General features: G+C 67.8%; 12 protein-coding genes. 8 read left to right on the top strand and 4 right to left on the bottom strand.

Annotated features, from left to right (window positions below):
* Window positions 1–51: 51 nt before the first annotated feature.
* From BUB09_RS09110 to BUB09_RS09070, 8 genes are all read left to right on the top strand, one after another.
* Window positions 52–531 carry a MarR family winged helix-turn-helix transcriptional regulator gene (locus tag BUB09_RS09110; RefSeq protein WP_175550155.1) on the top strand — a complete coding sequence of 160 codons (480 nt, stop codon included), beginning with the start codon at window positions 52–54 and terminating at the stop codon, window positions 529–531.
* 85 nt (window positions 532–616) lie between these two features.
* Complete coding sequence (locus tag BUB09_RS09105) at window positions 617–2,137, top strand: glucan biosynthesis protein G (protein WP_072896876.1); 1,521 nt, start codon at window positions 617–619, stop codon at window positions 2,135–2,137.
* A 55-nt stretch (window positions 2,138–2,192) separates the two neighbouring features.
* Window positions 2,193–4,694 carry a glucans biosynthesis glucosyltransferase MdoH gene (gene mdoH / locus BUB09_RS09100; protein ID WP_072897424.1) on the top strand — a complete coding sequence of 834 codons (2,502 nt, stop codon included), beginning with the start codon at window positions 2,193–2,195 and terminating at the stop codon, window positions 4,692–4,694.
* A 138-nt stretch (window positions 4,695–4,832) separates the two neighbouring features.
* On the top strand, window positions 4,833–5,624 hold the full coding sequence (locus BUB09_RS09095) for a GNAT family N-acetyltransferase (RefSeq protein ID WP_072896875.1): 792 nt from the start codon (window positions 4,833–4,835) through the stop codon (window positions 5,622–5,624).
* Between the two features lie 2 nt (window positions 5,625–5,626).
* Window positions 5,627–6,412 (top strand): lysophospholipid acyltransferase family protein, encoded by a 786-nt coding sequence (locus tag BUB09_RS09090; protein ID WP_084083296.1) that lies wholly within the window; start codon window positions 5,627–5,629, stop codon window positions 6,410–6,412.
* 61 nt (window positions 6,413–6,473) lie between these two features.
* Window positions 6,474–7,454 carry a lipoyl synthase gene (gene lipA / locus BUB09_RS09085; RefSeq protein WP_072896873.1) on the top strand — a complete coding sequence of 327 codons (981 nt, stop codon included), beginning with the start codon at window positions 6,474–6,476 and terminating at the stop codon, window positions 7,452–7,454.
* Window positions 7,451–8,035 (top strand): hypothetical protein, encoded by a 585-nt coding sequence (locus tag BUB09_RS17205; protein ID WP_175550154.1) that lies wholly within the window; start codon window positions 7,451–7,453, stop codon window positions 8,033–8,035. Before lipA ends, BUB09_RS17205 begins: the two co-directional genes overlap by 4 nt.
* A 136-nt stretch (window positions 8,036–8,171) precedes the next feature.
* Window positions 8,172–9,401 carry a S8 family peptidase gene (locus BUB09_RS09070; RefSeq protein WP_245793216.1) on the top strand — a complete coding sequence of 410 codons (1,230 nt, stop codon included), beginning with the start codon at window positions 8,172–8,174 and terminating at the stop codon, window positions 9,399–9,401.
* 92 nt (window positions 9,402–9,493) lie between these two features.
* Here the strand turns inward: BUB09_RS09070 and BUB09_RS09065 are convergent, their stop codons facing one another.
* From BUB09_RS09065 to murU, 4 genes are all read right to left on the bottom strand, one after another.
* Window positions 9,494–11,845 (bottom strand): TonB-dependent receptor, encoded by a 2,352-nt coding sequence (locus tag BUB09_RS09065; protein ID WP_072897419.1) that lies wholly within the window; start codon window positions 11,843–11,845, stop codon window positions 9,494–9,496.
* 75 nt (window positions 11,846–11,920) lie between these two features.
* Window positions 11,921–13,285, bottom strand: a complete 1,365-nt coding sequence (locus tag BUB09_RS09060; RefSeq protein WP_072896868.1) for a PepSY-associated TM helix domain-containing protein — start codon at window positions 13,283–13,285, stop codon at window positions 11,921–11,923.
* Between the two features lie 69 nt (window positions 13,286–13,354).
* Entirely contained in the window at window positions 13,355–13,792 is a 438-nt protein-coding gene (locus BUB09_RS09055) for a hypothetical protein (RefSeq protein WP_072896866.1), read from the bottom strand.
* Window positions 13,793–13,850: 58 nt separating this feature from the next.
* Window positions 13,851–14,534, bottom strand: a complete 684-nt coding sequence (gene murU / locus BUB09_RS09050) for an N-acetylmuramate alpha-1-phosphate uridylyltransferase MurU (RefSeq protein WP_072897417.1) — start codon at window positions 14,532–14,534, stop codon at window positions 13,851–13,853.
* Window positions 14,535–14,612 lie beyond the last annotated feature (78 nt).

Below are 14,612 nucleotides of genomic sequence, written 5' to 3'. Positions count from 1 at the left end.
CGGCGGCGATTGGTTAGATGCTAATCGATAGCATGCTAACCTTTCGACATGATGACCGATTTGAACGCTGGCGTCGCCACCGGCTGTCCCGACCCGCTCAACGACGGCAGCGTCGAAGAAGAGCTGGCCGTGCTAATGCGCGATCTCAACCGGATGATGCGGGCGGCTGTCGACCGCCGCCTCGAACCCTTGGGCCTGTCGCAGGCGCAGTGGCGACCGTTGCTGGTACTGCACCGCGCTGGCCAGCCGCTGACGCAAATCGAGCTGGCGCGCCAACTCGACATCGAAGCGCCCACGCTGGTGCGGCTGCTGGACAGGCTCGAGCGCAAGCAGTGGATCGAACGACGGCCGATCGCTGGCGACCGTCGCATCCGCCACATCGTGCTGACGGCATCGGCCTGCGAACTGATCCGCACGATCCTGCCGCTGGTTCGCGCCGTCCGTGACGAGGCGTTTGCCGATTTGAATGCGGACCAGCGGCTGGCCTGCCTGCGCGCGCTGCAACAGGTGCGCGACCGCTTGCGCGGCTGATCCGGCAATGCGCACCGTCCGCATTTCTCGTTCAGCTCGATCCCCGTAGACTATTCATCACTCTGGCTTTTTTCTGGACTCATCAATGTCGCTTCGGACGCCTGCCGCCGCGGGCCGCTTGTTCGCATGCCTGCTGGCCCTCAGTGTGCTGCCTGCTTTCGCCTTCGGTTTCGAGGACGTCGCCAAGCGCGCTCAGGACCTGGCCGGCACGCCCTACAAGAAACCCGACGCCGCGCTGCCGCGCGACCTTGCCGACCTGGGTTACGACCAGGTCCGCGACATTCGGTTCAAGCCGGACAAGGCACTGTGGCGCAGCCGCAAGCTGCCGTTCGAAGTGCAGTTCTTCCACCCGGGCGGCGTCTACAACGTGCCGGTCCGGATCAACCTGATCGGCACGGGCGGCGCCCAGCCGGTGCCGTTCAACCCGGCCGACTTCGATTACGGCAACAACAAACAGCTGGACCCGACCAAGTTCAAGGACATCGGTTTCGCCGGATTCCGCGTCCACGCCAACGTCAATGGCCCCGGCTACAAGGACGAAGTGCTCGTGTTCCAGGGCGCCAGCTACTTCCGCGCACTGGGCAAGGACCAGCGTTACGGTTTATCGGCGCGCGGTCTGGCGGTCGACACCGCGCAGTTGTCGGGCGAGGAATTCCCTTACTTCACCGAGTTCTGGCTGGCGTGGCCGTCGGCCAAGGACGACCATCTGGTGATCTACGCGCTGCTCGACTCGCGTCGCGTCACCGGCGCCTACCGCTTCGAGCTCAAGCCCGGCACGACCACGCTGATGGACGTCGACGCCCGGCTGTTCCTGCGCGAAAAAGTCGACAAGCTCGGCATCGCGCCGCTGACCAGCATGTTCTTCTTCGGCGAAAACCAGCGCTCGGCCGTCGAGGATTACCGGCCGGAAGTCCACGACTCCGACGGCTTGCTGGTGCATACCGGCAGCGACGAGTGGATCTGGCGGCCGCTGTCGAACCCGCGCCGGCTGCTGGTCACCAGCTTTTCGACGACCAATCCGAAAGGCTTCGGCCTGATGCAGCGTGATCGCAACTTCGCCAGCTACGAAGACCTCGAAGCGCGTTACGACAAGCGCCCCAGCACCTGGGTTACGCCCAAGGGCAACTGGGGCGCCGGCCGCGTCGAACTGGTCCAGATTCCGTCGCCGGACGAAACCAACGACAACATCGTGGCCTACTGGGTCCGCGACGAGGCCGCGGCGCCCGGCAAGCCGGTCGACATCAGCTACTCGGTGGCCTGGCAGCGCAGCGAGATCACCGCGCCCCCGACCAGCGCGGTGGCGCAGTCGCGCCGCGGCCACGGCTGGCAGCGCGAGCAGGACAATACGTTCCGGATGATGGTCGACTTCCAAGGCCCGGCACTGACCGGCCTGGGCAAGGACGACAAGGTGTTCCCGGGCCTGTGGCTGTCGGACAACGGCGAGCTGCTCGAGCGCCAGGTGTTTCCGAACGAGGCCACCGGCGGCTGGCGACTGAGCTTCCGCTTCCGCCGGCTCGATGCCGAAAAGCCGGTCGAAATGCGCGCCTTCCTGCGTCGCGACCAGGAAGCGATCTCCGAGACCTGGAGCTACATCCTGCCGCCGTAAGCGGCGGCCACGTCAACGCGCAGACCGACCTGCTGCATTGCGGCACAATACCGTCGTGAACGATCCCCAAGTCCCTGTATCGGCCCCGGCCGGCCGCGTTGCGGCCTATCTCGAACGCTTGCGCCTGTCGGCCGAGCGGCGCCAGCAATTGCTTCAGGCTGCACTGAGCGCTCAAGACCCCTGGACGACGGTCCATTCCGGTCTGTCGGCGCAACCGCTGCCCGCGGATACGCCCTCGCCGGCCTGGCAGTCGATGCCCGAGCGTCTGCATCAGATCTGGCCCGAAGACAGCCGTCGGCTCGACGAGCAGACGCGCAAGGTCATCCAGACCGACAACCACGGTCGCACCCGGCTGCACACGATGCCGCCGATCAGCCGGGCGTTCATGAGCCCGCGTCCGTGGTCGACCAATCCGGTCCAGCGCCTGTGGCGCAGCACGTTCGGCAAACGCGGCCGGCTGGCGTCGCGGCTGGACGAAGACGTCAAGCCCGACTCGCCCGATCCGGTCGGACGCTGGCGCTGGGCGGCCACACTGCGCCGCTTGGTGCTGCTGGGCTTCGTCATCGGCCAGACCTATCTGGCCGTGTACCTGATGACCGCCGTGCTGCCCTATCACGGCAGCCATTGGCTGGAGATGATCATCCTGGTGCTGTACGCGATCCTGTTCGCCTGGGTCGGCTCGGGCTTCTGGACCGCACTGATGGGCTTCTGGGTGCTGCTGTGGGGTCGTGACCGCTACTCGATCAACGCGCACACCGCGGCCGACCACCCGATCGCCGCCGACAGCAAGACGGCGATCCTGGTGCCGATCTTCAATGAGGACGTGGCGCGCGTGTTCGCCGGCGTCCGCGCCACCTACGACAGCATCGCGCGCACCGGCAAGCTCAAACATTTCGAGTTCTTCGTGCTGTCGGACTCGATCGACTCCGACACGCGCGTCGCCGAGCTCAATGCGTGGCTGACGATGTGCCGCGAGGTCAACGGCTTCGGCCACATCCATTACCGGCGGCGCACGCACCGGATCCGTCGCAAGAGCGGCAACGTCGCCGACTGGTGCCGGCGCTGGGGCAGCCGCTTCAACTACATGGTCGTGCTGGACGCCGACAGCGTGATGTCGGGCGACTGCTTGGTGCGGCTCACCCAGCTGATGGAAGCCAACCCGAGCGCCGGCATCATCCAGACCGCGCCCTGGGCTTCGGGCCGCGAAACGATGTACGCGCGCATCCAGCAGTTCGCGACCCGCGTCTACGGCCCGCTGTTCACGGCTGGCCTGCACTTCTGGCAGCTCGGTGAGAGCCACTACTGGGGCCACAACGCGATCCTGCGCGTGGCGCCGTTCATGCGGCACTGTGCGCTGAGCAAGCTGCCGGGCAAGGGCTCGCTGTCGGGCGAGATCCTGAGCCATGACTTCGTCGAGGCGGCGCTGATGCGCCGCGCCGGCTGGAGCGTCTGGATCGCCTACGACCTGCCCGGTTCTTGGGAAGAAATGCCGCCGACGCTGCTTGATGAACTCAAGCGCGACCGCCGCTGGTGCCAGGGCAATCTGATGAACTTCCGGCTGTTCATGGCCCAGGGCCTGCACCCGGCGCACCGCGCGGTGTTCATGACCGGTGTCATGGCCTACTTGTCCGCGCCGTTGTGGTTCCTGTTCCTGGTGCTGTCGACGGCGCTGCTGGCCGTCAACGTGCTCAGCGAGCCGGTCTACTTTACGCAGAGCTACCAGCTGTTCCCGAACTGGCCCGAGTGGCATCCGGAATGGGCAGCGCGCTTGTTCGGCGCCACGGCCACGCTGTTGTGGCTGCCCAAATTGCTGGCGGCGCTGCTGGTGATCGTCAAGCCGAGTCAGTGGCGCGGCTTCGGCGGGCCGATCCGGCTGTTCTTCAGCGTCGTACTCGAATCGCTGTTTTCGGCCGCACTGGCACCGATCCGGATGCTGTTCCACGCCAAGTTCGTCACGCTCGGCTTGCTGGGCGTCGCCATCACCTGGAAGTCTCCGCCGCGCGACGATGCCGAAACGCATTGGGCCGACGCATTCACCCAGCATTGGGGCGGCACCGTGCTCGGCCTGGTGTGGGCCGGCTTCGTCTATTGGCTGCAACCGGAGTTTCTGTTGTGGCTGCTGCCAGTGGTCGGGTCGATGATGCTGGCGATCCCGCTGTCGGTGCTGTCGTCCCGAGTGCGTCCGGGCCGGGCCTTGCGCGCCGCTCGCATGTTCCTGATCCCGGAAGAATCACTGGCGCCGCGTGAACTGCGTTGGATGCGCCTCGCGCTGCGCCGCGGCCGTCGCCTGAAGGCAGGCTTCGTCGAAGCCGTCGTCGACCCGGTGATGAACGCAATGCTCGCGGCGGACAGCATCCCGCGGTTGCGGCTGTCGTCGGACGCGCGCAAGCAGCGCGATGCCCTGGTCGAAGCCGCGCTCAGCGGCGGTCCCGACCAACTCGACGAGCGCCAGCGCAACACCTTGCTGTCGGATCCGATTTCGCTGTCGCGGCTGCACCAGCGCGTCTGGGCGTCGCCGCAATCGCATCCGGACTGGGCGATCCCACCAGCGCCGTAGCGCGTTTGCTGCAGGCTGTCATGCGCCGTCACGGAACGACGGCGCACCGTCGCGAATGTAAGCAAATCGTCACGCCGGAGTCACATCGGCTCAACCTGTCGTCCATAGAGTCTCGCGCACTGCGAAAGGACTGACCCTATGTCACAGATCATTGCCAGCGCCGCCGAATCCAAGACCGAAGCCCGCTTCACGGCCAGCTTCGCCACCACGCCCCAGGCGATTCTCGAAACCCAGAAGCTGCGGTACCAGATCTTTGCCGGCGAACTGGGCGCGCAGATCGACGGCGGCGCCGACGGCGTCGACCGCGACGAATACGACGCGCACTGCCAGCACCTGATCGTTCGCGACGCCGACGGCAAGCTGGTTGCCTGCACGCGCATCCTGACCGACGAGGCCGCTGCACGCGCCGGTGGTTTTTACTCCAGCGGCGAGTTCGAGCTGAGCATGATCGACTCGCTGCCGGGCCGCGTCATGGAAGTGGGCCGCACCTGCGTCCACGCCGACTACCGCAGCGGTGCGGTGATTGCCACGCTGTGGCAGGGCTTGGCGGCGTTCTTCACGCGCAATGGCTACGACTACTTGTTCGGCTGCGCCAGCATCGGCCTGGAAGATGGCGGCGCGCAGGCGCATGCGATCCTGCGCCAGGTGCAGGCCAAGTACATGGCGCCGAGCTATCAGCGCGTACGTCCGTACCACAGCTTGCCGGCCAGCGACATCGCGCCGCCGGACAAGGTGCGGATGCCGCCGCTGCTGAAGGCCTATGTCAGCCTCGGCGCCAAGGCCTGCGGCGATGCATACTGGGATCAGGACTTCAACTGCGCCGACGTGTTCATGCTGCTGAACGTTTCCGACATCTGCCCCCGTTACGCGCGCCATTTCCTCGGCATCCAGCCAGCGACCAGCGCGACGGTCGTGCGCGTCCAGGCCTGAGCGTGCTGGCGACAGCAGGACGATTCGCCTATCGCAGTGTCTGGCTGACGGCCCACTTGCTGCTGGGCCTGATCCTGGTGGTGATGCTGCTGTTGCCGTTCACCGGGCGCGTCCGCCCCGAATTGCTGACGCAGTGGTGGAATCAGCGCCTGTTCGGCATCTTCGGCTTGCGCATCCGCATCATCGGCGCACCGGTGACCGGCGGCCACGTCACCGTTGCCAACCATGTCTCGTGGCTGGACATCTCGCTGATTGCCGCCTGCGAGCCGACCCGCTTCGTGTCCAAGGCCGAAGTCCGGCACTGGCCGATCATCGGCCAACTGGCAACCGCAGCCGGTACGTTCTATCTGCGCCGGGGCCGTGGTGGCACCCGGCCGCTGCTGGAGCACCTGACGCCGTTCCTGCAACGCGGCGGCAGCGTCACGATCTTCCCCGAAGGCACGACCACCAGCGGTGAGTCGGTATTGCCGTTCCATGCCCGGCTGTTTGCAGCGGCGGTCGACGCGCAGTTGCCGGTGCAGCCCGTGGCGATCCGCTACGGCCGTACAGCCGACGGCCGCAACATCGCGCCCTACGTCGGCGATGACACGCTGCTGTGGCACATCCTGGCGATGTTGCGTAATCCGGGACTCGACGTCGAAGTGCAGTATCTGCCGCCGATCGAGCCTGGCACACAGGACCGCAACGCGCTGGCGAGCCTGGCGCGCGACGCGATCGTCGCCGTGCTGCAACCGCTGCCGCCGACGCCACAGCCCGCCAGCAACCAGCCGGCACGCGCGGCCGCCTGAATCCGCAGCCGGCCGCGGCATCGGCGTAAACTGCGCGCTGGCTTCTATCTGCGCGGCTGCCATGTCCGTCCCTCCTGAAACCCCCGCTCCCGCCCGCCCTGCCCCGGTCGTCGCGGGCGTCAAACTCCGCGGCGCCGAGAAGATGGCGCGCATTCCGGTCAAGGTCGAAGCCCCGGCCGAAGGTCTGCTGCGTAAGCCGGAATGGATCCGCGTCCGCCTGGGCCAGAGCCAGGAAGTCGACCGGATCAAGGGCATCCTGCGCGAGCAGAAGCTGCATACCGTCTGCGAAGAAGCCAGCTGCCCGAATCTGTCGGAATGCTTCGGCAAGGGCACCGCGACCTTCATGATCATGGGCGACATCTGCACGCGTCGCTGTCCGTTCTGCGACGTCGGCCATGGTCGCCCCAAGCCGCTGGACACCGACGAACCCGGCAATCTGGCGCGGACCATCGCGGCGCTGAAGCTCAAGTACGTGGTCATCACCAGCGTCGACCGCGACGACCTGCTCGACGGCGGTGCGGCGCACTTTGCGGCTTGCATCCGCGAGTCGCGTGCGCTGTCGCCGCAGCTGACGATCGAAGTGCTGGTCCCCGACTTCCGCGGCCGCATGGACCCGGCGCTGACGATCTTCAAGGACACGCCGCCGGACGTGTTCAACCACAACCTGGAAACGGTGCCGCGCCTGTACAAGCAAGCTCGGCCTGGCTCTGACTATCAGTGGTCGCTGGATCTGCTAGAGCGCTTCAAGGGCTTTCACCCGAATGTGCCGACCAAGTCCGGCCTGATGCTGGGCCTGGGCGAAGAACCCGGCGAGATCGAGCAGGTGATGGAAGACCTGCGTGCACACAAGGTCGACATGCTGACGCTGGGCCAGTATCTGGCGCCGTCCAAGCACCACCACCCGGTCATGCGCTACGCACACCCCGACGAGTTCGAGCGCCTGCGCGTGCTCGGCGAAAAGATGGGGTTTTCGCATGTGGCCAGCGGCCCGATGGTGCGGTCCAGCTACCACGCCGATCAACAGGCGTCGCACGTCCTGTGAGCAGCACCTGGGCTCGATGGATGGTGGCCGCGGCCCTGGGCTGCGCGGCCGCGCCGGCTGCGGCCGTGGCCGATGCGCAACTGCAGCATTGCCGCTCGATCGGCGATGCTGCCGCGCGGCTGGCCTGCTACGACGCGCTGACGCCGGCTGTCGTCTCGGCGCCCGCCGCCGCAAGCGCGGCAGCGGTCGACATCGCTGCGCCGGTCCCGCCGACGGCCGCACCCGCGCCGACGGCGTCGGCGCCCACTGAAGCAGCCGCTGCGACTACCGCGACCGCGACCGCGACCGCGAACGAAGCCGCAACGGATGCCAACTTCGGCGCCGAAGCGCTGCGCCGCAAAGAAATCACGGCGGCCTCGCCGCAGCAGTTGCAGGCGCGCGTCGTCGGCACCGTCGACAGCTTGTTCCGCGGCAGCCGACTGAAGCTCGATAACGGCCAGGTCTGGCAGTACCTCGATTCACGCGAACTGCTGCTCGACCTGCGCGATCCAGCGGTGACGATCGAGCGCAATTTCATCGGCAGCTACTGGATGCATTTCGACGGTCACCGTACGTCGATCAAAGTCCGGCGTATCCAGTAGCGCAAGCCGGCAGAGCGACCGCTCGACCAGGGAAACCCATCTGTTCGTCGGCGCCGGCTTTGGCTAGAGTCGGGGCAGGCGTCGCAAGGTGGCGATGCCACAACGACCGAGACGGTCACAAACAGCGGAGAACCCTGTGAACCCCATCTTCAAGCGCGCGGCCCAAGCCGCTATCGCGCTCGCCGGCCTGGCCGTCGCGAGCGCCGCCACGAGCGCCCCGTTGAATGTCCCGGAAGGCAACCGCGTCATTGCCGACCAGTACATCGTCGTACTCAAGCCCGAAGCAGCGCGCACGCCGGTCCGCAACATCGCGCTGGGCCTGGTCGGCAACGTTGGCGGCGGTGAACTGCTGCAGGTCTATGACCGCGCGCTTAAGGGCTTCGCCGTGCGCCTGCCGGAAATCGCCGCCCGCGCGCTGGCCAACCATCGCAGCGTCGCCTACATCGAGCAGGACCAGTTCCTCGAACTGGTCGACACGCAGACCAACGCCATCTACAACCTGGATCGCGCCGACCAGCGCACGCTGCCGCTGTCGGGCACCTACAGCTATCCGTCGAACGCCGGCGTCGGCGCCCACGTCTACATCATCGATACCGGCCTGCGCTCGACTCACGTCGACTTCGCCGGCCGCATCGGCGCCGGCCGCAACTTTGCGCCCAATAGCAGCGGCAGCCTGCTGTGCTCGCTGCTCGGCGTTGGCTGCCCGACGCCGGACCCGACCAACACCAGCGACTGCAACGGCCACGGCACGCACGTCGGCGGCACGGCGCTGGGCACCAGCTACGGCATCGCCAAGAAGTCGCTGATCCATCCGGTGCGCGTGTTCGGCTGCGCCAACTCGACGTCGACCTCGACGATCATCGCCGGCGTTGACTGGGTGACGGCCAATCGCATTCTGCCGGCCGTGGCCAACATGTCCCTCGGCGGCGGTGCGTCGACCGCGCTCGATACCGCGGTGACCAACCTGATCAACAGCGGCGTCACCGTCGTCGTGGCGGCCGGCAACGAAAATGCCGATGCCTGCGGCTCGTCGCCGGCCCGCGTGCCGGCGGCGATCACGGTCGGCGCGACCACGCGCACCGACGCGCGCGCCTCGTACTCGAACTTCGGCACCTGCCTTGACGTGTTTGCCCCGGGCGACCAGGTCGTGTCGGCGAGCTTCCAGAGCGACACCGGCACGTCGACGCTGAGCGGCACGTCGATGGCTGCCCCGCTGGTGGCCGGCATCGTTGCGCGCTATCTCGGCGTGACCCCGGGCGCCACGCCGGCGCAGAACGCCAGCACGCTGATCAGCACGGCCACGCCGAACCTGGTCACCAATCCGGGCGCCGGCTCGCCGAACCGCCTGGCCTACATCGCGCCGTAACCGCGCGCATCGCGGTTACGCTCGACGCAGTCAAAGCCGCGGTCGCCTGATCGGCGACCGCGGCTTTTTTATTGCCTGATGCGGGTCGCAGCTCAGAAGCGGTAGCTGGCCTCGGCGAATGCCGTGCGCTGCGTGAACGGATGGAACAGGAAGTAGCGCTCGTTGTTCAGGTTGTCGATGCCGGCAGCGAGCTGCCAATGCGCATCGAGCTGCACGCTGACACGAGTGTCGATCACCGTGTAACCGTCAAAGCCCATGTAGGTGTCGGCACGAACGTCGCTGTTGTCGACGGTGGCGTACTGGCGCGTGGAATGGCGCCCGGCCAGCGTCAGCGCCCAGCGATCGTCGGGACGATAGACCGCCATCGCCGTAAACCGCCATTTCGGCACGAACGGCGTGCGCTGACCCACGGAGCGCGCATCCGGCGTATTGGCCGGCGCGACGTAAGTGTCGTTACGCAGGATCTCGGCGTCGACGTAGGTGGCGCTGGCGTTGAGTTCGAGCCCGGTGATCAGCGCGTTCTGCCGCGCAGCGACCAGTTCGACGCCACGCTGGCGCGTCTTGTCGAGGTTCTGCACGAACGAGGTGGTGAACGTCTGCGACGGTCCGATCTGCGCGTTCTGCGACACCAGCAGATCCTTGACCGTCTCTTGGAACACCGTTGCGCGCAGGTCGTTGTCGCCACGCTGCCAGTGGGCGCTCAGTTCAGCGGCCAGCACGTCCTCGGGCGCCAGATCCGGATTGGCCTGCGTGAACGTCGTGCCGGTGGCCACGTTCTGGTACAGCTCGCCCACCGTCGGGAACCGCAACGCGCGTCCGACCGAGGCCTTCAGTTCCAGCGCCGGCGTGGTTTGCCAGGCGACGGTGGCCTTCGGCGAGAAGCCGCTGCGATCGACGGTCGGCTGATCGACGTCGAAGTACGTGAACGTCCCACCCGAGCCGCTGCGATTGCGATTGAAGCCGTCGAACGCCTTCCAGCGTTCGTAACGGCCGCCGACGGTCGCCGTCCACTGCGGCGCAAAACGCCATTGGTCCTGCAACCAAGCCGCGAGCGTGCGCGTCTTGCCACGCGAATCGCTGAAGATCGCGCCGCGCGCGCCGCTGGCCCACTCGCGCGTATCGAACACCGGGCTGCCGAGTTCGTACTGATCGGCGTGGAGACCGGCGCCGAGCGCATGCGCGCCGTTCGGACGCCAGCCGATGCGGGCATCAGCGGTGCGCCAGCCGGTATCGCCGGCATCGGCGATGCGACCGGCCGAGGCTTGGTAGCCGTTGCTGCCGAAGCTGGGCGCCGACACGCGCTGCTCGTCCTTCAGGTACTGGAAGTCGCTGACCGACACGCTCCAATCCCAGGTTGGATCGCCGTAACTCAGCGTCAGGGCCTGGGTCAGCCGCTGCTGTTCGAGCAGGCCGTTGGTGAACAGCGGCGCCAATGCGCTGGCGGCGTAGCTGAAGCCGCCGATGTTGACGCGACCGTTGCTGCCGGCCGTCTCGCCGCGGTACTCGCTGCCGTCGGCCAGCGACAGGTAGCTGTCCGGCCGGGTCGTCGCATCGTTGATCCAGATCGCGCCGTTGTAGGCCAGCTTCAGCGCCGGCGTCAGTGAATAAACCAGGCGCGTGCTCAAGCTGTCCTGCTGCGTGCGGGTCAGGTTGCCGGCACCGAGCACCTGAATCGGCGCATCGACGCGGTTGCGGTCGGCGAATGCGCCCGTGATCACCGGCTCGCCATCAGCGGGCGCCGTCGTCGACTGCGCAATCGTCTGATAGATCACGGGCTGACTGTCGCTGACCAGATGGTTCAGCCCGACGCGCCAGCTCAGCGCACCGCGGCGATCACCGACCGATGCGCTGAACTCGTAGGCAGGATAAGCGTCGTCGGTACCGTACTGATCAAAGCGCTGATAGGCGCCGTTGAGCTTGATCTGGCCCTCGAACTGCTCGGGCTCGCGTGTCGTGATGTCGACCACCGCGCCGTAGGAGTTGCCGGCATAGGCGGCCGAATACGGGCCATACAGCACATCGATATGGTCGATGGCGCCCGGCGGCACCAGAAACCAATGCGGTGAGCCGTTGCCGTTGTTGTTGTTGACCAAGGTCGACAGCAGCAGACCGTCGGCAAAAATCAGGCTGCGGGCGCTGGCATTGATGCCGGTCGTCCGCGTTGCCACGGGGGCATTGGTGTCGCCGATGAAGCGCTTGCGGACCAGCAAACTCGGCAGGTACTTCAGCGCATCTTCAGTGTTGATCAGGTTGGTGGTTTGCGCCAGCGTCTCGGCGTCAATGCGTACGGCCGTGGCCGGCGTGTCGGCGGGTTCGGCGGGCTCGGCCCGACGTCCTTCGACCAACACGGTTTCCAGTTGGGCAACCTCGACCTGGGCAGCGGCGCTGCCACTGGCCAGCAAGACGAACACGCCGCTCGCAGCGGAACAAACAGATGTTTTCATGGGATTCGATTTCGGTTGGGACCGACGCGGCAAGCCGGCGCCACGATCGCGGGCGCAGCGGATGCCGTCGGTCAATCAGATGTTTTTTGGGTTCGAAACGGGCGCTAGGCCGACGAAGCGGCGCGCCGCCGGCCAGCGCCTCAGCACCGTGCGCTCGGTCAGCAGCACGGCGACCAGCGACAGGCCCAGCATCGGCAGCAGCAGGCCCAGCCCGACCAGCAGCGCGACGAACGACGCCGGCAGCGGTCCGTCGTCGATCGGCGCAGGCGCGCCCAGCTGCTGGGCCGGCCGGCGCTTCCACCACATCGCCACGGCGCTGACGCACAGCAGGATCAGGCTCAACGCGGTGAACACGCCCAGCGCTTGGTTCCATGCGCCGAACAGCTGGCCTTCATGCGCCGCCACACCAGTGCCGACGATGCGGTCGATCAGCGGACGCTGCGCGAAGTCCTGCCGGCTCAGAATCAGACCGCTGTCGCCGGCCACGCTGAGCGTGACGCGGCGCGGCCGGTTCTGTGGTTCGGCGCGTACCGACCAGACGCGGGGCTCGGCTGCCTTCGGCGGCGCCACCAGCACCGGCGCCGGCAGTTGCAGCGGCTCGACGGCGGCCACGACGCGATCCAGTGCCGGCAGCGGGTCAGCATCGGCGACATCGACGATGCCCGCCTCGGCACGATGCGCGGCATGCGGGTCGACGGCGCCGATCACCCAGTCGGGCGTCGGTGCCAGCCGGTCGGCGGCCGAACGCAGCGCGCTCAGCCCGCCGCCCCAGACCGTGGTCCACGGCAGACCGGTCAGCAGCAGGAACAGCGCCAGCGCGCTGACCCAGAAGCCGATCACACCATGCAGGTCGCGCCAGAAGCGCCGTCCACCAGCATCGCCTCGGCTCAGCCGCGGATAGACCACCCCGCCCAGTCCGGTCGCCTGCCGCGGCCACCACAGCACCAGGCCGCTGACGATCATCACGATCGCCCACGACGCGGCCAACTCCACCAGCAGCGATCCGGGTGTCCCCGCCCGCAGACTGCCGTGCAAGCTGGACAGCACTCGCATCGGTCGCTCGTCTTCGGCTTGAACGCGCAGCACGGCGGCGCTGCCAGGATCGAGCAGCACGCGATAGCGCTCGCCTTGGTAGCGCAGCTGCACGCGCGCCGCCGCCCCAGGCGTCGGCGGCAGTTCGTAGGCAACGAACGCCGCGCCCGGCAGCGCCGCCAGCGCGGCTTGCACCTGACGCGACGGTGCCGCGCGTGCGCCGTCGAATGGCCGGCTGTCGTAATCGCGGTCGAGCCAGGCTTCGATCTGCGGCTTGAACAGGTAGATCGAGCCGGTCGTCGCCAGCCAGATCACGAACGGGATGCAGAACAGGCCGGCATAGAAATGCCAGCGCCAGATCGCACGGCGGCCGGGCCAACGGCGCGGCGTTGTTGCTTGGTGGGACATCGTCGAACCTCGCGGCGCCGCGCCTGCGGGCCGCCTGCCAGAAGAGCCGCGCCGGACGGCGCGGGTCGGTCAGCTGATGAGGACGATCGACGGCGGGCCGCGCGACGGCGGCGTCAGATGGGGCCGGTGCGCAACGGCGACCCGATGCTCGGCCCGCGGCAAGGCCGGTGATGCTGCCAGCAACTGCAACGCCGGCACATGGCCACCCAGCGCGGCGGTTCCCGGCGCGGACATGCCAGCGCAGTCGTCGCAAGCCGCGTGCACCGCCAGACGCGCGGCCGCGCTGTCGGTGCGGGCACGCACCAGCGCCTGCACCAGCTCGGGCGGCGCGGTGTCGCGCAACTGCTGCAGCGCACCCGGCGAGGCCAGGCCGCAGAACGCCATCTGCAACGGGTCGTGGCCCGCCTGCGCCATCGCCAGGGCATGGCGCATCGGCAGCAGCAGCTGGGCGAGGATCGCCAGCAGCGCGAGGCCATGCAGCAAACGGTGGCGGCGGAGGAAGTTCATGCGGCGCCGCATTGTCGTCAGCGCGACCGGCGCTGTGCAAGCCGCGCCGGTCGCCGGCTCAGCGCGGTGCCTGCAGCTGCGATTCCAGTTCGGCCAAGCGCTGCGGCGTGCCGACGTCGGACCAGCGTCCGTCGTAACGCTGGCCGCCGACCTGACCGCGCGCGGCGGCAGCGCGCCACAGCGGCGCCATCGGAAACCGGCCGGGCGTGCAGCCGTCGAACAGCTGCGGCCGCAGCACGGCGATGCCCGAATACGTCAGCCGCGGCGCCGCGGGGTCGGCCGGCTCGACGATCGCATAACCGTCCAGCACGAAGTCGCCGCCACGATGAAACTCGGGGTTGGGCACCAGCACCAGATGCGCCAGCCGATTCGCTGGCAGCGCAAGGGCCAGCGCTGCCAACGGCGCCAGATCGAGTTCGGCATAGACATCGGCGTTGACGACCAAGAACGGCTCCGCGCCGAGCAGCGGCAACGCATGCAACAAGCCGCCACCGGTTTCCAGCGGCGGATCGCCCTCTTCGGAATAGCGGATGCGCGCGCCCCAGGCCGCGCCGTCGCCGAGATGCTCGCGGATCTGCGCGCCGCGATAGCCGAGGTTGATGACGATGTCGCGGACCCCGGCGGCCAGCAGCCGGCCCAGCGCGTGCTCGATCAACGGGCGGCCCGCCAGCGGCACCAGCGGCTTGGGCAGCCGGTCGGTCAAGGGGCGCATCCGCTCGCCGCGTCCGGCGGCGAGGATCATCGCAACCGTCACGCCTCGCTCCTTGCGCCGTCCGGAAGCCCGCGTCCGCACCCACGCCTGCGGCGACACCGTGACGCG

Origin of the sequence: Hydrocarboniphaga daqingensis (assembly GCF_900129825.1) — a bacterium.
GTDB lineage: Bacteria > Pseudomonadota > Gammaproteobacteria > Nevskiales > Nevskiaceae > Hydrocarboniphaga > Hydrocarboniphaga daqingensis.
The sequence above is the reverse complement of the archived record's forward strand: the minus strand, read 5'-3'. Positions and strand labels throughout refer to the sequence as shown.